The sequence below is a fragment of the Streptomyces sp. NPDC059917 genome, from assembly GCF_042730635.1.
Classification (GTDB): domain Bacteria; phylum Actinomycetota; class Actinomycetes; order Streptomycetales; family Streptomycetaceae; genus Streptomyces.
In genome coordinates this window covers 1-21,898 of the sequence record NZ_JBHWLC010000003.1, presented here as the reverse complement: position 1 = coordinate 21,898, position 21,898 = coordinate 1, and the positions used below count along the sequence as shown (strand labels likewise).

Sequence of the window (21,898 nt, the reverse complement as noted above, 5' to 3'; positions counted from 1 at the left end):
CTCGGCGGGTGGGTCCGACCCGGCCCCGCAGTGCGCGCGGGGACGGGTCGGACGCCGGCGGAACGGCCTCAGGCGGCGCTGGGGAGCACCTGCGGATGCTGGACGCACGCGCAGGAGGAGGCTCCGGGGAACCCGCAGCCGGAGGTCGACGTGTTGGCCGAGAAGGCCGAGACGCCCGCCGTGTCGCGCATCGTGGTGACGGTGATACCGCCGAGGTCCAGGTCGGTGGCCTCGAAGGTGGTGGCCGCGTTGATGTCTGCCATGAGAACTCCCAGGGTGGTGGGGTTGGCTGGTAACCGCCCGTCCCGTGGTGGGGGACGGGCGAGCGCAACCGTAGCTCCGGGGGTGTTCGGCGCGCAGCGGGCGATTTCCGCTCTTCCGGCGTAACTCCAGCCGAAATCAACGAGTTTGGCCGACACGCCGACGAGTCCCGGCCGTGCGGCGGCCGGCTCGAGCGGCGCTGCACGCGGGCTCTGCCGCCGGCCCCCGCGCGGGCCGGGCGCCGCAGGGGGCCGGGGCGACCGGTTTCCTCCGGCTCGATTCCGGCCAGTACAGTACGTGGATGGTGAACCTACGGGAGCAGATCCGCGTCGAGCTCGGTGTCAAGGCGGCCGTCGTGCCGAAAGTCGAAATCCGCCAGCGGGTCGACTTCCTCAAGGACTATCTGAGGTCGACACCGGCCAAGGGCTTCGTCCTCGGGATCAGTGGCGGCCAGGACAGCACGCTGGCCGGTCGGCTCTGCCAGCTGGCGGCCGAGGAGCTGCGCGCGGAGGGGCACGAGGCCACCTTCGTCGCGGTGCGGCTGCCCTACGGCGTCCAGGCGGACGAGCACGACGCGCAGATCGCGCTCGGCTTCGTCCGGCCCGACCGGTCGGTCGCCGTGAACGTCAAGCCGAGCGCGGACGCCGTCGCCGTCGAGGCGGCCACCGGCCTGCGCGAGCTGCTGGGCGAGGAGACCGCGCTGCGGGACTTCGTGCGCGGCAACATCAAGGCCCGCGAGCGCATGGTGATCCAGTACTCGATCGCCGGACAGCTGGGCATGCTCGTGGTGGGCACCGACCACGCGGCCGAGGCGGTCACCGGCTTCTTCACCAAGTTCGGCGACGGCGGTGTCGACGTGACCCCGCTGACCGGACTGACCAAGCGTCAGGGAGCGGCCCTGTTGCAGGAACTGGGCGCACCGCCCAGCTCCTGGGAGAAGGTGCCGACCGCCGACCTGGAGGACGACCGGCCCGCGCTGCCCGACGAGGTGGCGCTCGGCCTCACGTACGCGCAGATCGACGACTACCTGGAGGGCGCGGACGTCGCGCCCGAGGTGGCGGCGAAGCTGGAGTCGATCTTCCTGGCGACCCGGCACAAGCGGACCGTCCCGGTCACCCCGCTCGACGACTGGTGGCGCGCCTGAGCACACCGAGCGGCCCGGCCACCCCTGGGGGAGGCCGGGCCGCTCGGCGGTCGGGGGATCAGTCGCGCGCGGCGGACGCGGCGGGGTTCGGGAGCGGGGTGCCCGCGCAGCGGGTGTCCCCGGCCGGGAGGATGCCGTCCACCAGGTACGCCTCGACGTGCGCGTCGACGCAGGCGTTGCCGTTCTGGTACTGGCCGTGGTCACCCCCGTCGACCGTCACCAGCCGGGAACCGGCCAGCCCGCGATGGGCGCGCACGGCCGCCTCGTAGTAGGTCGCCGGGTCGTTCGTCGAGTTGAGCATCAACACCGGCGCGAGCCCCGCGCCGGTCACCTTGACCCGCGGCGTCGCGGTCCGGGGCCAGTTCGCACAGATCGAGGCGAAGGTCAGCGCGCGGGCCCCGACCAGCGGCGCGTCGCGGGTCGCCGCGCCGCTGCGCGCCAGCCAGAACCGCCCGTCCCGGTTCCACGGGGTGTCCGCACAGGTCACGGCGAAGTAGTCGGCCACGAACGGGGCCCCCATGAGGTGCTTCAGCCGGGCGGCCACCGCGGTCCGGACCGGCGCCGGTGCCTGCTGCGGGTGTTCGAGGACGCCGAGCAGCGAGGCGAAGGACGTGAAGCCGCGGTTGGCGTTGTACATCGCGTCGCTCGCCGCCACGTCGAGGTGGTTGGCGGTGACCACCGTCCCCTCGATGTCGAGCGGGTGCTCGCTCAGGGCGGCCCGCAGCCGCTCGTAGGACGCCTGCGCGGCGGCGGGGGTGCTCCCCTGGTGGTAGGTGGCGTCGTTCGCCGCCAGCCACGGGAGGAAGTCCTGCTCGTAGCGGCGCTGGAAGCTGGCGGGCTGGCCCAGTTGGAAGTCCTGCCAGGTGCCGGTGAAGTCGACGTTGCTGTCGAGCACGACCCGGTCCACCCGGCGGGGGAACTCCGTCGCGTAGTACGCCCCGAGGACGGTCGCGTACGACGGCCCGAAGTAGGAGATCCGGTCCTCGCCCAGCAGCGCCCGGTACAGGTCCATGTCGTGCACGGCCTGGTCGGTGGTGATGTAGGGGAGCAGTCCGCCCGAGTTCCGCTCGCAGTCCCGGACGAAGGCGCGGGCGCGCTCCACGGTGCGGGCCAGGGCCCGCGGGGACCGGTCGCGCAGGTCGCCGTCGGCGAAGAGCGCGTCCACCCCGTCCTGGTCCGAGCAGACCACCCGGGTACTGGCGCCCACGCCCCGCTGGTCGAAGCCGACGATGTCGTACGCCGCCGCCAGCTTCGGCCCGTACGCCGCCAGCCCGGCCGGGCGTCCCAGCCCGGAGGAACCCGGCCCGCCCGCCGCCATCATCAGGACCCCGCGGCGCTTCGCGGGGTCCGTCGCGCGGAGCCGGGACACCTCGATGCTCAGGTTCGGCCCGGCGTCCGGGTGGTACCAGTCGCGCGGCACGGCCATGGTGGCGCACTCCAGCGGACCCGAGGCGCAGGGGTGCCAGTCGAGGCGCTGGGCGCGGTAGCGCTCCGGCACGGGCGGGGCCGTGGCGCCGGGCCCGGCGGACGGGCCCGCTGCGGGGGCCGCGTTCGCGGCCGCCGCGGGCAGCGCGGCGGCGGCGAGCAGGGCGCAGGCCGCGGCCGCTCCGGCCCGGCGCGCGGTCTTCCTCTTCCTGCTGAACAGGTGCATGTGGTACTCCCCGTCGGACGTTCTCGGTCGCTTCCGATCCTCGCCCGCGGGCCGCCCCGGCTTCGATACCACTGCTGCCAGGGTTGGAGGTGGTGGTAGTGCCACCCCCGCGGCCACCCCCACGGCCACCCCCGCGGCCGGGCCCGGGCCGCTCGGGCCGTCCGCCGATGCCGGGACAACGGGACCGGTGGGGCATGATCGGGGGATGTCAGATCGCATCATTGCCGCCTGCGACGGGGCGGCGAAGGGGAATCCCGGGCCTGCCGGGTGGGCCTGGGTCATCGCGGACTCCGCGGGCCGTCCGCAGCGCTGGGAGTCCGGCGCGCTCGGCCGCGCCACCAACAACGTCGGTGAACTCACCGCTCTCCAGCGGCTCCTGGAGGCGGTGGCGCCGGGCACGTCCATCGAGGTACGGATGGACTCGCAGTACGCGATGAAGGCCGTGACGCAGTGGCTGCCCGCCTGGAAGCGCAACGGCTGGAAGACGGCCGCGGGGAAGCCGGTGGCCAACCGCGAACTGGTCGAGAGCATCGACCTGCTGCTGACGGACCGGGACGTGGAGTTCCGCTACGTCCCCGCCCACCGCGAGGACGGCGATCACCTCAACGCCATCGCCGACCAGGCCGCCAGCGACGCCGCCGTGACGCAGCAGGCGGCCGGGACGGCCCTCGGCAGCGAAAGCGTCCCGGTGCCGGCCCCGGCCCGCAGCGGACCGGCGCGGCAGAAGTCGGCCGCCCCGGCGAAGCGGAGCGCGGCGCCGGGTGCGGCGCCGGCCGCCGCGCCGGGCAAGGGCGGCCGCGCCATCAAGGCGAAGTTCCCCGGCAGCTGCCCGTGCGGCAAGCCCTACGCGGCGGGCGAGATGATCGCCAAGCTCGGGGCGCGCTGGGGCCACGCGGACTGCGCCGCCGCGGCCCCCGCCGACGCACCCGCCTGACGGCGGCCGGGCCCCGTCCCGCGCGGTCCGCGCCGCCGCCGAGCGCCTCCCGCCCACCCAGGGGTGGGCACCGGCGGCGGCCGGTCGTAGCGCCCGATCAACCGATCGGTCGATGCGGCGTCGAGCGCGATGGGCGATGTGGCGCGGCCCCGCCCGCCGACATCCTCGACGCATGGCAATCATCGAAGTCGACGCGCTCCGCAAGACCTACGGCCGGGGCCCGGGCCCCGGCCGCCGACCGGCCGTCGACGGCATCAGCTTCTCGGTCGAGGAAGGCGAGGTCTTCGGCATCCTCGGCGCCAACGGCGCGGGCAAGACCACCCTCGTCGAGTGCGTCGAAGGGCTCCGGGTCCCCGACTCGGGGACGATCGAGGTCGCCGGTTTCGACCCGGTGGCCCAGCACGACGAGGTGACCCGCATCCTCGGCGCGCAGCTCCAGGAGAGCGAACTCCCGGCCAAGCTGACCGTCCGCGAGGCGCTCGCCCTGTACTGCGCCTGCTACGAAGCCCCCGCGGACTGGCGGCCCTTGGCGGAGCGGCTCGGGCTCACCGGCAAACTGGGCGCCCGGTTCGGGGACCTGTCCGCAGGTCAGAAACAGCGGCTCTTCATCGCGCTCGCCCTCGTCGGGAACCCCCGGGTCGTCGTCCTCGACGAACTCACCACCGGCCTCGACCCGCGCGCCCGCAGGGACACGTGGGAACTGATCGAGGACGTCCGGCGCGGCGGGGTCACGGTGCTGCTCGTGACCCACTTCATGGAGGAGGCCCAGCGCCTCTGCGACCGGATCGCCGTCATCGACAAGGGGCGGATCGCCGCCCTCGACACCCCCTCCGGGCTGATCCGCCGGGCGGCCGGGTCGACGGTCATCTCCTTCACGCCCTCCAGCCCGCTCGACGAGCGGGTGCTCGCCGCCCTCGCCGCGGCGCCGCAGGCCACGGCCATGACCCAGGAGCACGGCCGGTTCACCCTCCACGGCACCGACGACACCGTCAACGCCGTGATCACCCTCCTCGCCCGGCACCACGTCACCGCCCACCAGCTCCGCGTGTCCGAGGCCACCCTCGACGACGCGTTCCTCGACCTCACGGAGGCCCAGGCATGACCGGCGCCCGCACCCCTGCCGCAGACACCCCGACCCCGCCCCGCACCGCCCGCACCCCCCGTCGGGCCGGGCGCGCGCGCACCTCCCGCACGGCCGCGCTCGCCGTGCTGCGGACCGAGGCCCTGCTGTTCCGCCGCGAGCCCGCCCCGCTCTTCTGGATCATCGCCTTCCCGGGCCTCCTCGTCGCGATCCTCGGTTCGATCCCCGCCTTCCGCCATCCCGACCCGGCCCTCGGCGGCATCCGGTTCGTCGACGCGTACGTCCCCGTGTCCGTCCTGCTCGCCATGATCCTGGCGGCGCTCCAGGCGATGCCGCCGGTCATCACCGGCTACCGGGAGCGGGGGATCCTGCGTCGGATGTCCACCACGCCGGTCCGCCCGTCCGCCCTGCTCGGTGCCCAGATGGGGCTGCACGGAGCGGCCGCGGTGTTCTCGGCGCTGCTCTGCCTGGCGGTCGGCCGGATCGCCTTCGGAGTCGCCCTGCCCGGGCAACTCTTCGGCTACGTCGTGGCGTTGGCGCTGGCCGTGCTGGCCGCCCTCGCGCTCGGCGCGCTGGTCTCCGCCGTCTCGCGCACGTCGAAGATCGCCGGCGCCATCGGGTCCGCCGTCTTCTTCCCGATGATGTTCAGCGCCGGTGTGTGGCTGCCGGTCCAGGCCATGCCCACCGCCCTCGCCCGCATCGTCGGGATGACCCCCTTCGGCGCCGCCGCCCGCGCCCTGGGCGAGGCCGCCGCGGGACACTGGCCCGGCTGGACGCACCTCGGCGTGCTCGCCCTGTGGGCCGCGCTGTTCTCGGCGGGCGCCACCCGCTGGTTCCGCTGGCAGTGAGCGACGAGCGGCGCGTCCCCGAGAATGGGGCCATGGACGACGGGGCGGACGGCACGCGGCGCACACCACCGGACGCGCGGTGGGACCTGTTCCACCGCTGGGGCCCCTACGCCCTGCTGACTCTCGGCTCGCTCGTGTCGGTGGCCACCGCCGACCTGTTGATGAGCGCCTCCGGCCGCCGGGCCGCGACGGTCCTGGTCGTTCTCGCCGTACTGCTCCAGCTCGGCTGGGGGCGCGTCCGGGACCGCCGCCCGGGTCCGTCCGCCGCGGGAGCCGTCTACTACCTCCTGCGGTGGGTCCTCGCCTTCGCGCTCACCTGGCTCAACCCGTTCTTCGCCTTCTACGCGACCATCGGCTACTTCGGCGCCGAGCGGGTGCTGCCCCGGCGCTGGGTGAAGCCGGGTCTCTTCGCCACCGCCGTCGTCATGTCCGGATCGCAGTCGGGCGGCCTGCCGCCCAAGGGGCCCGTCGGTTGGGTCGTCCTGGGCGGGGTGCTCGTCGTCAACCTCCTGATGCTCAGCGTGTTCAGCCACTTCGCCGCCCAGGAGGAGGAGCGGACCCGGATCCAGGACGAGACCATCGGGGAGCTGGAGACAGCCAACGCCCGACTGCGCCAGGCCCTCGACGAGAACGCCGCCCTGCACGCCCAACTCCTCCTCCAGGCGCGGGAGGCCGGGGTCGCCGACGAGCGACGACGGCTCGCCGCCGAGATCCACGACACCATCGCCCAGGGCCTGGCCGGGATCATCGCCCAGCTGGAGGTCGTCACCGTCGGCGAAGACCCCGATTTCGTACGCGCCCATGTGCGCAGGGCGCAGGACCTGGCCCGCCACAGCCTCGGCGAGGCGCGCCGCTCCGTGCAGAACCTGAGCCCGCTCGACCTCGAACACGACCTGCTGCACGAGGCGTTGGCGCGGACCGTCGACGCCTGGGGCATCCGGCACGGCGTGCGCGCCGACTTCACCGTCACCGGCACGCTGCACCGGCTCCACACCGAGATCGAGGCCACCTTGCTCCGGGTCGCGCAGGAGGCCCTGTCCAACGCGGGCCGCCACGCGGGTGCTTCACGGGTCGGCGTCACCCTCTCCTTCATGGGCGACGAGGTCTCCCTGGACGTCCGCGACGACGGCCGCGGCTTCGACCCGCTGTGCCTGGCCCCCCGCAGCGGCACCGCGGGCTTCGGCCTCGACGGGATGCGCGCCCGTACGGAGCGCATCGCGGGGACCGTCACCGTCGAATCGGAACCCGGCCACGGTACGGCCGTCTGCGCCCGCGTACCGTTGGTCCCCCATGAGCACTGACCGCACCAGCGCGCCCGCCGCGCCCGCCATCACCCTGCTGATCTGTGACGACCACCCGGTCGTCCGGGACGGCCTGCGCGGGATGTTCGCCTCCGCCGAGGGCTTCGAGGTCCTCGCCGAAGCCGCCGACGGCGTCGAGGGCGTCGCCCTGGCCGAACGGCTCGACCCCGACGTGGTCCTGATGGACCTGCGCATGCCGGGCGGTGGGGGAGTCGCCGCCATCGCGGAACTCACCCGCCGGGGGCTGCGCTCCAAGGTCCTCGTCCTGACGACCTACGACACCGATACGGACACCCTCCCCGCGATCGAGGCCGGGGCCACCGGCTACCTGCTCAAGGACGCCCCGCGCGAGGAGCTCTTCACCGCGGTGCGGGCCGCCGCCGAAGGCCGTACCGTCCTCTCCCCGGCGGTGGCCTCCCGCCTGGTCACGGCCGTGCGCAGGCCGACCGCCCCGGCCGACGAGCCGCTCTCGGCCCGCGAGCGCGAGGTCCTCGAACTGGTGGCCAGGGGAACCTCCAACCGGGAGATCGCCCGCGCCCTGTTCATCAGCGAAGCCACGGTGAAGACCCATCTCACCCACATCTACGGCAAGTTGCGCGCCAAGGACCGCGCGGAGGCGGTCGCGGTGGGCTACGAACGGCGGATCCTGGGCTGACGGCCGCGCCCCGAGGCCCGCGGCCCTTCGGCCGGGACAGCACGAAGTCCCGGACCCTGGGGGCCGGGACTCCGTGCTCTTCGCTTGACCTGCCCGTTCAACGAGCGGATCGCGAGGGGGTTACGGGCCGTCCGCCGCGCGGTCCCGCGGCCGGGCTACGCGTGCTGGATCGCCCGTACCAGTTCGGTGACCAGGTTCGCGCGCTCGGTCATGGCGTCGACCAGCAGGTACTCGTGGTCGGCGTGGGCGCCGCCGCCGACGGCGCCGAGGCCGTCGAGGGTGGGCACCCCGAGCGCGGCCGTGAAGTTGCCGTCGCTGCCGCCGCCGACCGCCCTGCCCTCCAGGCCGGGCCGCAGCCGCCGGGCCAGCGCGAAGAGGGACGCCGACGCCGATTCGGGCATCGGGGGACGGACGATGGACCCCCGCACCTCGATCCGCGCCCCGGCGAGGTGCGGGGACAGCGCCGCGAAGGCGGACTCCACGCGCGCGGTCTCCTCGGCGGACTCGACGCGGACGTCGACGATCACGGTCGCACCGGCGGGGACGACGTTGTCCAAGGTCCCCGCGGACGCGACGGTCGGGGTGACGGTGGTGCCGAGTTCGGGGCGTCCGAGCGCCGCGATGTCCAGGACCTGGTGCGAGGCCTCGACGAGGGCGTTCACGCCGGCCTCGGGCTCCAGGCCCGCGTGCGAGGCGAGGCCCGTGATCGCCACCTGGAAGGTGCCGCACCCCTTGCGACCGGTCTTGAGGGCCCCGCCGTCGGCGGCGCCCTCGAAGACGAGGACGGCGCCGCAGGCGAGGGCGCGCTCCTCGATGAGGGACCGGGAGGTGTGGGAGCCGACCTCTTCGTCCGCGGTCACCAGGATCTCGACGCCCGAGCGGTCGTCGAGGGCCGCCAGGCCGTGGACGGCCTGCACCAGTCCGCCGAGCATGTCGAAGACCCCGGGGCCGGTCGCGCGGCCGTCGGCGACCGCGAACGGGCGGCGCTCCAGGGTGCCGAGCGGGAACACCGTGTCGTGGTGACCGAGGACCAGCACCTTGGGATCGCCGCCCGCGGACCAGTGGACGTGCGGCCCGGCCTCGCTCTCGACGAGGACGGCCTGCCCGCCGAGGCGGCTCTCGATGACGGCGGCGACGACCTTGGCGGAGCTGCTGAGGGCGTCGCGCTCGCGCGAGGGGGATTCGGTCTCGACGAGTGTCCGGAGGTCTTCGAGCATCGCGTCGACGCTCACGGGGACGGTCTTGGGCATCGGCATGCGGGCAAGGGTATCCGCCGCACCGCGACGCGGGCCCGTCGGTCCGTCGCGCGGTCCGCGCTCAGGTGGGCAGGCCCAGGCCCGCCGCGATCGCGCTGACCTTGGTGTAGACGGACACCGGGTACTGGTCGTCGCAGTACTTGTTCCCGGTGGAGACGATGCCGATCACCTTCCCCCCGGCGACGAGGGGGCCGCCGGAATCGCCGCGGCAGATGCTGTCGTGCGTCCCGGCGCGGGGCAGAGCGCACACCTTGAGGGCGTCGGACTCGCCCGGTTCGGTGAAGGGCGCGCAGCCGGTGAGCGGAGCCAGGGTCAAGGTGGCCGACTTCAGCCGCGTGGCCGGGGTGTTGGTGGCGGTGCGGCCCCAGCCCGCCGTCTTCGCGCTCGCGCCGAAGGCGTAGAGGGCCGAGTCCTTCGGGCCCGCCACCGGCAGGGCGGCGTACGGCATCGGGGCGGAGAGGGTGAGGACCGCCGCGTCGTAGGTCAGCGTGCCCTGTTCGAACTTCGGGTGGACCTTCACCGAAGAGACGTGGCGGACCGTGCCCTTGGTGCTCGCGACCGTCGTGCGCCCGCCGATGACCAGCAGCTCCAGGGGTGCGGGGGCGTCCTTGACGCAGTGCGCCGCCGTCAACACCTTGGTGGGGGCCACGAGCGTGCCGCCGCAGAAGGGCTGCCCGTCCGCGGTCTCGATGAGCATGGCGTACGGATGGTCCGTCACCGTCGCGTTCTGCCCGCCGTGGACGGCCGCGGCCGGAGCCGCGGTGGCCGCGAGTGCGGCCGCGGCGAGTACGGAAGCGGTGAACGCGGCCGCTGCGGTACGCCTGTCGAACCTGAGCATGTGATCCCCCCGGGGGCGCGGTGCGCGGCCCCGGGGGCGCGCGGCGTCGATGTCGTGCGGGAGGACGGGGGAGCCGGGGGCGGGGTTGCGCGGCCGCGCCGAAATGGCCGGAAACGTCAGCCGAGCCGCTCGATGGCCACCATCGCCGCGTCGTCGCCCAGGTGCCCGCCGGGGGAGTGGGCGAGCAGGTCCGCGCACAGGTGGCGCAGCAGCGCTTCCGGGCCGTCGCCGACCCGGTCGGCGACGCGGTCCGCCAGCGGGTAGAAGGCGCCCCGCGCGTCCCGGGCCTCGATGACCCCGTCGGTGTAGAGGAGCACGACGTCCCCGGGCTCGAAGGAGAACGACTGCACGACGAAGCCGCCGTCCGCGAACTCGGTGAGGCCCAGGGGCGGCGCGGGATGGTCCACCTCCAGCGTGCGGACCGTGCCGCCGCGCAGCAGCAGGGGCGGCGGGTGCCCGCAGCTGACGAGGCGCAGGGTCGTCTCCCGGTCCGGGACGTCGAGCACGGCCGCCGTGGTGAACTGCTCGCGGTGCCCGTCGTGCTCGGGGGGCTCCCCGGGTGCGCCGCCGTTGCCGTCGTCGTACGGGTCCGGGGCGACGGCGGCCTCCAGATGGGCGACCAGGCCCGGCAGGTCGGCCTCCTGGTGGGCGGCGGCCCGGAAGGCGCCGAGGACCAGGGCGGCGTCCCCGACGGCCGCCAACCCCTTGCCCCGGACGTCACCGATGATCAGCCGGGTGCCGTGGGGGGTGCGCGCGGCGGCGTACAGGTCCCCGCCGATCTGTGCCTCGGCCTCGGCGGCGAGGTACACGGAGGCGAGCCGGAGCGGTCCCATCCGCTCGTGCAGGGGCCGCAGGACGACCTGCTGTGCGGCCTCGGCCACCGAGCGCAGCTGGGTGAGCTGGCGCTCGCGGACCTCGCGCAGATGGGCGAAGAGGGTGACGATCACCGAGATCAACACCAGCGCGATGAGCTGGATGGTGTGGTTCAGATCCGTCAGGTTGGTCCGTACGACGGCCACCACGGCCTGGGCCAGGACCGCCACGGCGCCGACGAACCCGGTCATCCGGGGCCCGGTGAAGGAAGCGGCCAGCGCGGGCGCGGCGGCCAGGAACGGGCCGAGGTGGACGCCCGGCGGAGCCAGGATGTCGACCACGGTGACGAGGGCGATCAGGACGAAGGGAACCGGCAGCAGCGCCAGGCGCGGTTCCCGGCCCCCGCCCCGCCCCGGGTGGCGCAGCCGATGACCCATGGCTCCTGGATACACCGGGGGAGGCGACTCACGCGAGTCGGTCCGCCAGCGCGTCGAGGTCGTCGACGAACCAGGCGTGGGTGCCCCGGTTCGACTCGCGGACCAGGTCCGGCAGGGCCTTGCTCGCCCGCAGGTGGTGCGCGATGTCCCCGACGACGACCAGGCGGAGCCGGTAGCTGACGAACTTCTGCAGGATCGCTCCCGCGACCCCGCTGCTGAGGTCGAAGAAGCCGTCGTCGAACCGCTCCGCCGGGACCGCGACCACGTCCGGCGCGTGGTGGTAGGCGGCGCCGATGAGGTGGTCGAGGGCGTCCTGCTCGGTGGCGATCGGGGGACCGTCGGCGGCGCAGACGAGGACCGGCACGCCGTGGTGCGTCACGAGGCGGTCAGGCACGGTGGGCCCCCTGCCGGGCGCCGGAGAGGAACAGGCCGTTGTCCGGTTCCAGGGCGCCGTCGATCAAGTGCAGCAGATCGGCGGTGTCGACCGCACCGCCGAGGATCACGATCTTCATGCGGGCCCGCTCCTTGTCGTGGACGGTCTGGACGCGCAGTGCCTCCGGGGTGTCCCGCGGTCCCTGCACGGCGGCGGTGACCAGGGTGCTCAGTCGGCCGGCGCCCTCCGGGCCGATCGGTTCGACCAGCACGATGCTGGACACCTCCAGGTGTCCGCGCGGGGCCGCGACCGGCTTGGCGGCCGGTGCCGGATCCGGGTCGGTGAGCGGAAGCCGGGTCAGCGCCTCGAAGTCCTCGCGGGCGATCCGGTACTGCTTGCCGATCCGGACGGCTTTGAGCCGCCCGTCGCGCACGTAGTTCCGGACGGTCCGCACGTGGAGCCCGAGGCGCTCGGCGACCTCGCCCACCGAATACAGCTCGCGTTCAGCACTCTCCATGGAGCCGGATCATACCCCAAACAACTCTATTTATGGAAAATGAATGAGGATAGGGAGTGATGGGGGGGGGTGGGGTCGTGAATTCAACGATCGTTTCAGTTGTAGAACCGATCGCTGATCTGATTCAGTGACGAGGCGGTACGGGCACTGCCCGTCGGCCGCTACGCGTACGGGACAAGCAAGCCAGCCAGGAGTGAACGTGACCGACGAGGAAAGCCCTCATCTGAAGAGCCTGGCGCTTCTCGAGGGGCTGATCGAGGAAGCGGAGCTGGATTGGGCCGTGACCCTCGACCCGGAGCCGCTGGCCCGGAGCACCGGTTTGCCCGAGTCCGTGGTGGTGGCGGGCCTGCACCGGCGCCCGCTGCCCGAGAGCGACTTCCTCCAGCAGGTCACCCAGCGGCTCGAATTCCTGCGCCGGACCCGGCTCGGACCTGCGGGTCGGCCGTACACGCAGGCCGAGATCGCGCACGGGGCCGGTCTGACGCCGCAGTGGTTCGGCCGTTTCCTGCGCGGGGAGAAGGCGCCCTCGCTGGAGCACGCGGCCCGGATCGAGGACTTCTTCCAGGTGTCGCGGGGCTTCCTGACGGCCACCCCCTCCCAGGCCCTGGACCGGGCCCTGCGGGAGAAGCTGGAGGAGGAGCAGTCGCGCCAGCTGGCCGAGCTCCAGGACTTCAAGCGCAAGAACCAGCTCAACGGATTCGCCCTGCGGGGCACGTCGCCCAAGACGCGCGCCGTGATGCAGGCCCTGATCGACTCGATCGAAGAGGACCAGCTCGACGCCTGAGGCGCGGCGCGCGGGGCATCGCGCGCCCAGGCAGTACGTGGGTATCGGCTCCGCCACTCGGCGCGGGCACGGGGAGAGGGCACCGCACACCGCGCCCGAGCGGTGTGCTTTTCGAGGGGTTTACCGGGTGGGGATCTTCCGCAACAGGCGTCGGCAGCACCAGCTCGAGGAGGAGATGGCGAAGCTGTGCGGCGAGCTGGACGCCGCGCTGCGCGGGCCGGCCCCGGCCGATGTGGACGAGCTGTTCAAGAGGGTGGCCGGCTACCTCACCGAGATGCGCGGCCGCCCCGTGCGGGTGCTGCGGCGCAACTTCCCGCCCGGTCTGTCCGGGCTGTGGCTGGACCGCGAGCACGAGGACGTCATCGTCGTCGTGCGCAGCACCAGCCCCTTCCACTCCCTGGTCATCCTGGGACACGAGATCTGGCACATGGTGCGCGGCCACTGCGGCACCCACGAACACGGTTCGCAGGCCGCGACCCGGCTGCTGGTGGACGTCCTCGGCCCCGGCCCGCTCGACCAGGCCATCCTCAGCGTCGCCGCGCGCACGCACGCCGTGCCCGGGGACGAGGCCGAAGCGGAGGCGTTCGGACGCCGGTTCGGCAGTCGGCTGCGCCGCCACGTGGAGCCCCACGCCGGCCAGCGCCCGCTCAACGGCCCCGGGCAGCGGATCCAGTCCTCCCTCGGAGGCTCTGAGGACTGATGGCCGATGCGGACTACTACATCCCGGCCGTGGCGCTCGCCCTGGTCTTCCTCGCCAAACTGCCGAACCTGACCCGCAGGTGGCGCAACCCCATGGTGCGCGGGGTCGCCGTGCTGACCTTCCTGATCGGCGCGGGGTTCTTCTTCGCGGCTCCCTCCACCATCCACTTCGTCAACCGGACCACGGGCGTCGACAACGTCTCGGCCCCGCTCGTCTACTCGCTCCTCACCGCGTGCAGCACCATGGCGATGGTGCTCCTGACCTACTGGCGCAGCGGCTTCGGCGAGGAGGTCCGGCGCCAGGTCCGCGGGTGGTTGTGGGGCGGCGCGCTCGTCATCGCGTCCCTCTCGGCGCTGTTCGCCTCGGGGGACGCGCCGAGCGAGCGGGTGCGGGACCTGGACACCTACTACGCGTCCGCCCCGGGCATCCGCGAAATGATCGTCCTCTACCTGCTCTGGCACACCGCGATCTACGCCACGCTCACCCGCACCTGCCGCCGGTGGTTGGGCGAGGCCGAGGGCTGGCTCCGGGCCGGTCTGAGCTGCCTGGTCGCCGGGTTCGGGCTCGGCGCCGCCTTCGGGGTCGCCAAGGCCGTCGCGCTCGGTGCCCGTTGGTCGGGCGTCGACCTCGACTACCTGAGCAGTGACCTCGCCCCGCCCGCCGCGGGCCTCGGCTCCCTGCTCTGCGCGGCCGGGTTCCTCCTCCCGCAGGGCGAGCGGGTCGACGCCTACCGGAACACCTGGAGGCGCTACCGGGAGTTGGCTCCGCTCTGGCGCGACCTGCGCGAGGTCGCCGGGCAGCCGGACCTGACGCTGACGCTGGGCCGTCCGTCGCTGGACGACCGGCTCGCGTACCGGGAGACGGACGTCCACGACCAGTTGATCGCCCTCGCCCCGTACTGCGATCCGGAGCTCATGGCGCGGGGGCGCGCGGTGGCCCTGCGCGCGGGGGAGGAGCCCGGGGCGGCCCGGGCCGCCGGAGCCGCTACCATGATCGCCGCCGCCATCGCGGCCAAACGGGAGGGACCGGACCCCATCGAGGGGGCCGACCGCGGCGCCGGGTTCGAAGCGGTCTCCCTCCTTCTGGGAGGGGGCGGCGACGAAATCGCGCGGGTGGCCCGGCACTATGGGGTGCTCTCCCGCCGGACGGTGGCCACCGTCCGGCCCCCCGCACCCGCACGGAAGGTCGCACGATGATGCGCTCGCAAGGCCTCGATTTCTACATACCGGGCGCCTTCCTGGTCGTCATCCTGCTGCTCCGGCTCCCCGCGCTGTGGCGCGACCCGCGCAACGAACTGCTGCGGTCCGTCTGCGCCGTGCTCGCCCTGGCGGTCTGCGTGGACTTCGCCACCGCCCTGCCCTCGCTCGTGGCGATCAACCGCTTCACCGGTGTGCCGAACGCCGCCGCACCGCTCGTGTACTCGCTGCTGACCGCGTTCTGCGGGGCGAGCATCGTCCTGATCATCCGGTGGAACGCGGGGCCCGAGAAGGCCGCCTGGGCGGCCCGGTGGACACGCCGCTGCTACCGAGTGACCGCGGCGGTCGTCGTCACGATCAACGTCCTGTTCGTGCTGGGCGACGCTCCGGTGGAGCGGCTCACCGACATGGACACCTACTACGCGTCCACGCCCTACATCCGCGAGATGCTCCTGCTCTACCTGCTGGCCCACACGGCGAACGGCATCATCGTGACGGCCCTGTGCTGGGTGTGGGCGCGGCAGGTGCACGGCGCGCTGCGCGCCGGACTGATCCTGATCTGCATCGGGCACCTCTTCAACCTGGGCTACGACGGGCTGAAGTTCACCGCGATCGTCTCCCGCTGGCTCGGTCACGACCGGGACTACCTCAGCGCCGGGGTCGCCCCCGTCGTCGCCTCGCTGTCCGTGATCCTGATCGGCGGCGGGTTCGTGCTGCCGCTGGCCTCGCAGCGCTGTTCGACCCACTGGGACCAGTGGCGCCGGTTCCGGCAGCTGCGGCCGCTCTGGAAGGAGCTGAGCGCGGCCACCCAGCACACGCGCGAGCTCGCCGAGGGCCCCCGCGCCTCCATCGAACTGCGCGTCACCCAGCTCGAGGCCGACATCCACGACGGGATCCTCACGGTCAGCCCCTACCTGGACGCGGAACTGCGCGCCCGCGCCCTGCTCCGCGCGCGCGAAACGGCAGGCTGCGCCGAGGAGGCCGAGGCCGTCGCGGACGCGGCCGCACTCGCCGACGCGGTCGTGGTGTGGGCCCGTCGCGTCCCGCTGCCCGAGGCGTCGGACCCGCTGCGGCAGAACCACCGCTCCGTACTCGTCTCTCCCGACGATCCCTCCGGTCTGGTGCGGATGTCCCGCGCGCTGTCATCGGACGTCGTCCGGTCCTTCCGAGAAGCGGCTGCGCTGCGGCACACCCCCGATATACCGGTGCCGCAACGCTAGCCGTCTCCGACCCGGGGAGAACTTCCTCCCCGGGCTTCGTGGCCACTAGAACATGTCAATGATCGATTGTGCAAGCGAAACGATCCTTGAATTTGACCTTTCGGAGTCCCCGCGTCCGGCACGGGTGGATTCGTCGTGCCTTGGGACCCTAAAACCCCCACTGGTCAGGTACTTGACCAGTGGAGGGGGTGCTTCCCCCAAGGTCGGAACCGGGGATTAATCGGTTCGTCCAGGGAAACGATCGTTGGTAGGGTTGCCGTCAGGCGAGCTGCCACCGCTGGATGCCGGTCCCGCCGGACGGTTGTTGGGTGACGGGGGAGCCGTCCGCGGCGGAAGCGGTGGTGAGGAGCAGCGCGCTCCTGCGGTTGGCCACCGAGTAGTCCCCGCCGCCGAGCGCGGTGAACAGCCAGCGCTGGCCGTCGCCGCCCGTGCAGGCGGCCTGGACGACGGCCGCACCGGCGGTGGTGGATCCGCCCTCCACGTCCGCGCACAGGTGCGAGAGGACGTTGGTCAGCGTGTAGGTCCCGTCGCCGCCCGGAGCCAGTTGCCACTGCTGGTTGGTGCCGCCGTGCGGGGTCCAGGTGATCAGCCTGGTGCCGGCGGAGGTGGAGCTCGCCGGGTCGTCGAGGGCCCGCCCGGTGGCGGTCAGCGTCCTGGTCCCGCCCAGCCGGTCCCCGTACACCTCGAACTCGTACAGGGAGTAGCCGTAGGCCGTGCCGCGCTGGGTCCCGTACATCCGGATGTAGCGGCCCGATCCGGAGAGGCCGACGAGGTCCTGGACCCCGCCGGCGCCGCTGGTCGTCGTGTACGCGGTGCGCCAGGTCGCGCCGTCGTCGGAGAGCTGGATCTGGAAGGACTTGCCGTACGCCGCCTCCCAGCGCAGCACCACGCGGTCGACGGACCGGGTGGAGCCCAGGTCGACCTGGAGCCACTGCGGGTCGGCGTAGGCGCTCGACCAGCGGCTGGCGGGGTCGCCGTCGGTCGCCGTGGCCGCCGGGAAGTTCGCCGTCTCGGTGCTGGAGGCGGTGGTGGGGCGGTTGCGGGCCAGGTTCCCGGGCTGGGCGAGCCCGGGCCAGGCGGGGTTGTGCCCGATCGTCGCGATGACCGGGGTGAAGGAGGCGTAGTCGCCCACCGGCTTCGGCGACCCCCAGGTCTGCTGGGCGAGGACCCGCAGGGGGTTGGCGATGCCCGCGGCGATCTGGTCCTGCGTCTCGGCGCCCGGGTTGTCGCACCACACGTGGATCAGCGAGCCGGGGTTCTTCGCGGGGTCGGTGAGGGTGGCGCCGCCCTCGAAGCGGTCGGGGGTCCAGCTCTCGTACATCCACTTGGTGTCGGGCTTGGCGCCGCCGAGCACGTAGTAGGTCGGCGTCCAGGACTCGTTGGCGACCTGGTGCCCGGCCGCGGCCAACTGCTGGGGCGTCAGCCCGTAGCCGTACCAGTACTCGACGAGGATGTCCGGGTGCGGCGTGATGGTGCCGTCCCCGGACTTGATGCCGTCGTTCCACATCCGGGTGGTCCTGCCGCCGGCCCGCACCAGGTCGTCGGCCCAGTTCACGAACCCGTAGTAGGTGTCCTTGGCGGTCGCGCCCGCGCCGTAGTGGGCGCGGGCGTAGGCGAGCAGCTGCGGGTACTTGGCGTAGTCGGTGACGTACTCGTCGGCGCCGATGTGCCAGTAGGCGGCCGGGAAGAGCGGCAGGTACTCCTGGACCAGGTCCTTGATCAGGGCGTACGAGGCGGGCAGCGACAGGTCGATGAAGTCGGCGCTGACCGCGCCCGAGCTGCTCTTGAGCTTCAGTTCGGGGTGGGCCGCCAGGATCGGGTTCATGTGCCCCGGGGTGTCGATCTCCGGCACGATCGTGACGTGGTACTTCTGCCCCAGCGCGATCAGGTCGGCGACGTCCTGCTTGGAGTAGTGGTCGGCGGAGACGATCTCGGGGTGCGTGGCGCTCTCCAGCCGGAAGCCGAAGGTGTCCGACAGGTGGAAGTGGAAGTAGTTGAGCTTGAGGTAGGCCAGCTCCTTGATGTGCTGCTCGACCCACTCCACGGTGAAGAACTTGCGGCCCTGGTCGATCATCAGGCCGCGCTCGGCCTTGGACGGCCAGTCCACCGCGGTTCCGGCGGGGATCGAGGAGGACTGGCGCAGCAGTTGCAGCACGCTGCGCGTGCCGTAGAAGGCGCCGGCGTCGGTCCCGGCCCGCAGGGAGAGGGTGGCCGCGACGGTCATCCGGTAGCCCTCGGCGGGCAGCGTGGCGTCCCCGAGCGCGAGCGCGATGTCACCGGTGGCGGCGGCGCCCGTGACGACGGCCACCGGACGCCCCGCGAGGGCCTCCAGGTCCTCCGCCAGGGTCCGCGCCTCGTCGAGGAGCCCGTCCGCGGAGGCGGGATCGACGACGATCCGGCTGGCGGCGGTGAAGGTGTAGGCGCCGGAGCCGGCCGTCCACTGGCGCAGGGCCGGAATCGTCCGGGGCGGCTCGGCGGCGGCCGCAGCGGCCGGAGCCGCGGTCGCGGGGGTGGCGGTCGCGGGTACGGCGAGTGCGGCCAGGGCCAGCACGGCGGCGATCAGGAATCTGAGCAGACGCATGGAAGTCCCCGAACGGTGGGTGGGAAGGGGAGTGCGTGTGGCGGGCAAAGTGCAGCGCAGTGCCGCGTTCATGTCAATAGGTGCTCGAAGCGGGCCGGTTGCGCGCACGATCACGCACGCCCCGCCCGGCGCACGCCCCGCCGTGTCGTAACCCGCGCGCCCGGTGGTCGCGGCCCGATAGTGGGTGCTGTGAGCGACACAGAACCCGCCGCGTGGTCCGGTCCCGAGGGGGCGCGCGCCTTCGCCTCGGTGGTGGCGGCCACGGACTGGCTGCTGGGGTACCCCTTCGTCCTACGGGCCCTGGCCGAGCGGATCGGCGCCGGGCACGTCCTGGTGGACTACGGCTGCGGGCCCGGCACCGTCGCCGCGCACGCCGCCCGGGTGCTCGGGGCCCGGGTGCTCGGCGTGGACACCTCCCCGCAGATGCTGGAGCTGGCCCGGGCCGCGGGGAGCGCGGTCGCGGAGTACCACCTGGTCGAGGACGGCCGGGCGGTGGGCCTCGCGGACGGCTGCGCCGACGCGGTGATGTGCAACCACGTGCTGGCCTCGCTGCCGACCGAGGAGGCCCTGCTCTCGGTGTTTGGCGAAGTCCGCCGACTGCTGCGCCCGGGCGGCCTGTTCGTGCTGCTGGCGACCGACCCCGCCCGCGCGGGGACGGAGTACGCCTCGCTGCGCATCGGGGAGCCCGGCGCGGTCTACGGCCCCGGCGAGCGGCTGACCGTACGGCTCCTGCGCACGGACGGCACCTGGCAGGACATGCCCAACCACGCGTGGCCCGTCGACGTCCTCCCGCCGCTGCTCGAACGCGCCGGGTTCGAGGACGTCGCGCAACACCACCCCACCGTGGAACAGGCGTTGCTCGTCGCCGACCCCGAACTCGTGCGCAGCCGCCCGTGGTCGGCGGAACGGGCCGCGCCGCCGCTGGTGGTCACCACGGCCCGGGCGCACTGACCAGCGGCGCGCGGACCGGGGGCCGGGAGGGCTTGCCCGGGCCCTGATCGTGGTGTTGGCTGCTGAGGTCGTCCGTGCGGCGCCGGTTCCGTTGGGGCCGGTCAACTCCGCACCGCTCAGGTGGCCTTGAAGGCTCGCCGTGACCGTGGAGCCGAGGCTGCGCATGACCGTCCCGACGCCGTCCTCCCGAGCGGCGGAGTCCCTCGCCGCGCGCCACCGGCTGGGCGCCCTGGAGCACACCTTCCGGCCCGAGAGCGAGGTCGGCCTCCAGGAGAAGTACCGCATCTGGTTCGTCATCGGCTCACTCGCCGGCATCGCCGCGCTGTTCGGCGGCGGGGTCCTGCTGTGGCTGGAGGTCAGCTGGGTGGGGGCGATGTACCCCCTGTGGATCGGCGTGCTGGCCGCGGTGGCGGTCGCCCGCAGCCCGCTGTTCCGCAAGGGCCTGGCCGCCAAGCGGTTGCACCTCTACGAGCACGGACTGGTCGTCGACAAGAACCGCGGCGCGCTCTTCGCCGTCCGCTGGGAGCGGGCGGTGCTCTACCAGGAGACCGTCCAGGAGGTGATCGACTACAAGGGCACGCGGACACCCGTCGGGCGCTCCCACGCCTCCGTGGTGGTCGCGCCGGGCGGGGAGCGGGTGCGGATCACGGACGTCTACGCGGGCTCGGCCACCTGGGGCCCCCTGCTCGCGGAAGCCGTCGCCCGCGCCCAGGCCGAAAAGGTGTGGCAGAAGGTGAGCGAGGGCGGGACGGTCCGCTTCGGTCCGCTCGCGCTGTCCCGCACCGGCGTCACGCACGAGTCCCGCGAGACGTTGCCCTGGGCGGAGGTCAGCGAGGTCGCCGCCCGCGGCGGCATGGTCTGCGTCTGGCGGACCGGCCTGACCAAGGCGTGGGCGGCCCCCCAGGCACCCAAGGTGCCCAACCTGCTGGTCTTCCTGACCATCGCGGACGCGCTGCGGCGTCCGTAGCCCGCTCCGGCGCCGCGGGCTCAGGGCCGGACGTGCTTGGCCACGAAGCGCCCGGCGGCGAACTCCACGGTGAAGCTGACCTGTTGCTCCTCGGACAGGGTCCGGGCGCCGCACTCGATGTCCGCGCGCTCGACGTACACGGCGTCCGGGGCCCCGTAGGGGACGAGGAACCCGTAGCCGCGGTCGCGGTTGAAGGACTGGACGAACCCCTTGATCCGGGCCCCGCCCGTTTCCTCGCAGGTCTCGTCCATGCGGCCTCCTTCGCGTCGGAGCGGGGCGGTGCGTGCCGTCCACTGTGGGGCGCGCGGGCGCCGGCCGCGCGCCGGGCGGGGCAGTCGGGTGAGTCCGCCGCACGCACGGGCGCTCCCCCCCCCCCCCCCGGGGCGGCCCGGCCGTCGGGCGCCGCACCCCGCCCCGTACGGTGAGCGCCACCACGCATCCAGGAGGAGCGCCATGAACGCGGTCGACTACCGGGGCCAGACGACGCTGATCACCGGGGCGAGTTCGGGCCTGGGGGAGGAGTTCGCCCGCCGCCTCGCCGAGCGCGGCTCCGACCTCGTGCTGGTCGCCCGCCGGGAGGACCGCCTGGAGCGGCTGGCGGCGGAGCTGTCGGCGGCGCACGGCGTCACGGTCGTCCCCGTCCCCATGGACCTCGGCGTGGACCGGGCCGGAGAGCTGCTCGCGCAGGAGCTGGACCGGCGCGGGCTCACGATCACCAGCGTGATCAACAACGCCGGCTTCGGCACCTTCGGCCCCCTCCACCGCGGGGACCCGGAGCGGCTGCGCCGGGAGATCGCGGTCAACGTCGCGGCGGTGGTCGGCATCAGCGGGGCCTTCGTCGACCGGCTGCGCGCCCACGGCAAGGGCGTGCTCGTCAACGTCGCGAGCACGGCCGCCTACCAGCCCGTACCGGGGATGGCGGTGTACGGCGCGAGCAAGGCCTTCGTCCTGAGCTTCACCGAGGCCCTCTGGCACGAATCCCGGGGCACCGGGCTGCGCGTGCTGGCGCTGTGCCCCGGAGCGACCCGCACCGAGTTCTTCGACGTCCTCGGCACGGACGGGGTGAGCGGCGGCACCCGCGTCCAGAGCGCCGGAGCGGTCGTCCGCACGGCGCTGCGCACCCTCGACCGCCGCAACCCGCCGCCCAGCGTCATACCCGGTGGCCTCAACCGGCTGATGGCCCTCGCCGGTCGCCTCCTGACCCGCCGACAGCTGGTCGTCTCGGTCGGCCGCGTCATGCCCTCGACGGACCCCGCCACCGGCTGACCCCGAGCGGGGGTCCGCCGATCGGCATCCTAGGGCGTGTTTCGAAAGTATCGCCTGGCTCGCGACGCCTGGTACCGCGCCTCGCGGCGTTGTCGGAACGCCCGATTACGTCCAGTAGGCGGGC

Annotated in this window: 22 protein-coding genes; 13 read left to right on the top strand and 9 right to left on the bottom strand. The window is 73.4% G+C overall.

Annotated features, from left to right (window positions below; all coding sequences use genetic code 11):
- Positions 1-68 precede the first annotated feature (68 nt).
- Complete coding sequence (locus ACFWAR_RS02370) at positions 69-263, bottom strand: thiazolylpeptide-type bacteriocin (RefSeq protein WP_385772398.1); 195 nt, start codon at positions 261-263, stop codon at positions 69-71.
- A gap of 299 nt (positions 264-562) precedes the next feature.
- On the opposite strand from ACFWAR_RS02370, the gene nadE reads away from it, so the two are divergent.
- Complete coding sequence (gene nadE, locus ACFWAR_RS02365) at positions 563-1,405, top strand: ammonia-dependent NAD(+) synthetase (RefSeq protein ID WP_385772397.1); 843 nt, start codon at positions 563-565, stop codon at positions 1,403-1,405.
- Between the two features lie 58 nt (positions 1,406-1,463).
- Here the strand turns inward: nadE and ACFWAR_RS02360 are convergent, their stop codons facing one another.
- Positions 1,464-3,056: an alpha/beta hydrolase gene (locus ACFWAR_RS02360; RefSeq protein WP_385772396.1), complete on the bottom strand. Its 1,593-nt coding sequence runs from the start codon at positions 3,054-3,056 to the stop codon at positions 1,464-1,466.
- 205 nt (positions 3,057-3,261) lie between these two features.
- Between ACFWAR_RS02360 and ACFWAR_RS02355 the strand changes: the two genes are divergently transcribed.
- The 5 genes from ACFWAR_RS02355 (at position 3,262) to ACFWAR_RS02335 (ending at position 7,875) form a co-directional block, all read left to right on the top strand.
- A complete protein-coding gene (locus ACFWAR_RS02355; protein ID WP_385772395.1) occupies positions 3,262-3,990 on the top strand; it encodes a ribonuclease H in 729 nt (242 codons plus the stop codon).
- 172 nt (positions 3,991-4,162) lie between these two features.
- Positions 4,163-5,092, top strand: coding sequence for an ABC transporter ATP-binding protein (locus tag ACFWAR_RS02350; RefSeq protein WP_385772394.1), 930 nt, complete (start codon positions 4,163-4,165; stop codon positions 5,090-5,092).
- On the top strand, positions 5,089-5,919 hold the full coding sequence (locus tag ACFWAR_RS02345) for an ABC transporter permease (protein WP_385772393.1): 831 nt from the start codon (positions 5,089-5,091) through the stop codon (positions 5,917-5,919). The genes ACFWAR_RS02350 and ACFWAR_RS02345 overlap by 4 nt, the downstream gene beginning before the upstream one ends.
- A gap of 32 nt (positions 5,920-5,951) precedes the next feature.
- A complete protein-coding gene (locus tag ACFWAR_RS02340; RefSeq protein WP_385772392.1) occupies positions 5,952-7,220 on the top strand; it encodes a sensor histidine kinase in 1,269 nt (422 codons plus the stop codon).
- Complete coding sequence (locus tag ACFWAR_RS02335) at positions 7,210-7,875, top strand: response regulator (RefSeq protein ID WP_385772391.1); 666 nt, start codon at positions 7,210-7,212, stop codon at positions 7,873-7,875. Before ACFWAR_RS02340 ends, ACFWAR_RS02335 begins: the two co-directional genes overlap by 11 nt.
- Positions 7,876-8,030: 155 nt before the next feature.
- On the opposite strand, the gene ACFWAR_RS02330 is transcribed toward ACFWAR_RS02335, so the two are convergent.
- The 5 genes from ACFWAR_RS02330 to ACFWAR_RS02310 all read right to left on the bottom strand — a co-directional run bounded on the left by ACFWAR_RS02330 (position 8,031) and on the right by ACFWAR_RS02310 (position 12,109).
- Positions 8,031-9,131 (bottom strand): M20 family metallopeptidase, encoded by a 1,101-nt coding sequence (locus tag ACFWAR_RS02330; RefSeq protein WP_385772390.1) that lies wholly within the window; start codon positions 9,129-9,131, stop codon positions 8,031-8,033.
- 61 nt (positions 9,132-9,192) lie between these two features.
- The gene (locus ACFWAR_RS02325) at positions 9,193-9,969 is read right to left on the bottom strand and encodes a S1 family peptidase (RefSeq protein WP_385772389.1); all 777 of its coding nucleotides are present in this window, start codon (positions 9,967-9,969) and stop codon (positions 9,193-9,195) included.
- Positions 9,970-10,085: 116 nt separating this feature from the next.
- Positions 10,086-11,219 (bottom strand): PP2C family protein-serine/threonine phosphatase, encoded by a 1,134-nt coding sequence (locus tag ACFWAR_RS02320; protein WP_385772388.1) that lies wholly within the window; start codon positions 11,217-11,219, stop codon positions 10,086-10,088.
- Positions 11,220-11,247: 28 nt separating this feature from the next.
- Positions 11,248-11,613 carry a DUF4180 domain-containing protein gene (locus tag ACFWAR_RS02315; protein ID WP_385772387.1) on the bottom strand — a complete coding sequence of 122 codons (366 nt, stop codon included), beginning with the start codon at positions 11,611-11,613 and terminating at the stop codon, positions 11,248-11,250.
- Entirely contained in the window at positions 11,606-12,109 is a 504-nt protein-coding gene (locus ACFWAR_RS02310; protein WP_385772386.1) for a helix-turn-helix domain-containing protein, read from the bottom strand. The genes ACFWAR_RS02315 and ACFWAR_RS02310 overlap by 8 nt, the downstream gene beginning before the upstream one ends.
- A 199-nt stretch (positions 12,110-12,308) precedes the next feature.
- Between ACFWAR_RS02310 and ACFWAR_RS02305 the strand changes: the two genes are divergently transcribed.
- From ACFWAR_RS02305 to ACFWAR_RS02290, 4 genes are all read left to right on the top strand, one after another.
- Positions 12,309-12,893 carry a helix-turn-helix domain-containing protein gene (locus ACFWAR_RS02305; RefSeq protein WP_385772385.1) on the top strand — a complete coding sequence of 195 codons (585 nt, stop codon included), beginning with the start codon at positions 12,309-12,311 and terminating at the stop codon, positions 12,891-12,893.
- A 127-nt stretch (positions 12,894-13,020) separates the two neighbouring features.
- Complete coding sequence (locus ACFWAR_RS02300) at positions 13,021-13,593, top strand: toxin-antitoxin system, toxin component (RefSeq protein WP_385772384.1); 573 nt, start codon at positions 13,021-13,023, stop codon at positions 13,591-13,593.
- Positions 13,593-14,789: an MAB_1171c family putative transporter gene (locus tag ACFWAR_RS02295; RefSeq protein ID WP_385772383.1), complete on the top strand. Its 1,197-nt coding sequence runs from the start codon at positions 13,593-13,595 to the stop codon at positions 14,787-14,789. The genes ACFWAR_RS02300 and ACFWAR_RS02295 overlap by 1 nt, the downstream gene beginning before the upstream one ends.
- Positions 14,786-16,009, top strand: coding sequence for an MAB_1171c family putative transporter (locus tag ACFWAR_RS02290; RefSeq protein WP_385772382.1), 1,224 nt, complete (start codon positions 14,786-14,788; stop codon positions 16,007-16,009). The genes ACFWAR_RS02295 and ACFWAR_RS02290 overlap by 4 nt, the downstream gene beginning before the upstream one ends.
- 259 nt (positions 16,010-16,268) lie before the next feature.
- On the opposite strand, the gene ACFWAR_RS02285 is transcribed toward ACFWAR_RS02290, so the two are convergent.
- Entirely contained in the window at positions 16,269-18,590 is a 2,322-nt protein-coding gene (locus ACFWAR_RS02285; RefSeq protein WP_385772381.1) for a family 20 glycosylhydrolase, read from the bottom strand.
- A 189-nt stretch (positions 18,591-18,779) separates the two neighbouring features.
- On the opposite strand from ACFWAR_RS02285, the gene ACFWAR_RS02280 reads away from it, so the two are divergent.
- On the top strand, positions 18,780-19,541 hold the full coding sequence (locus ACFWAR_RS02280) for a class I SAM-dependent methyltransferase (RefSeq protein WP_385772380.1): 762 nt from the start codon (positions 18,780-18,782) through the stop codon (positions 19,539-19,541).
- Between the two features lie 163 nt (positions 19,542-19,704).
- The gene (locus tag ACFWAR_RS02275; protein ID WP_385772379.1) at positions 19,705-20,508 is read left to right on the top strand and encodes a DUF6585 family protein; all 804 of its coding nucleotides are present in this window, start codon (positions 19,705-19,707) and stop codon (positions 20,506-20,508) included.
- 20 nt (positions 20,509-20,528) lie between these two features.
- Here the strand turns inward: ACFWAR_RS02275 and ACFWAR_RS02270 are convergent, their stop codons facing one another.
- On the bottom strand, positions 20,529-20,759 hold the full coding sequence (locus ACFWAR_RS02270) for a cold-shock protein (protein WP_385772378.1): 231 nt from the start codon (positions 20,757-20,759) through the stop codon (positions 20,529-20,531).
- A 202-nt stretch (positions 20,760-20,961) separates the two neighbouring features.
- On the opposite strand from ACFWAR_RS02270, the gene ACFWAR_RS02265 reads away from it, so the two are divergent.
- A complete protein-coding gene (locus ACFWAR_RS02265) occupies positions 20,962-21,774 on the top strand; it encodes an SDR family NAD(P)-dependent oxidoreductase (protein WP_385772377.1) in 813 nt (270 codons plus the stop codon).
- Positions 21,775-21,898: the final 124 nt, after the last annotated feature.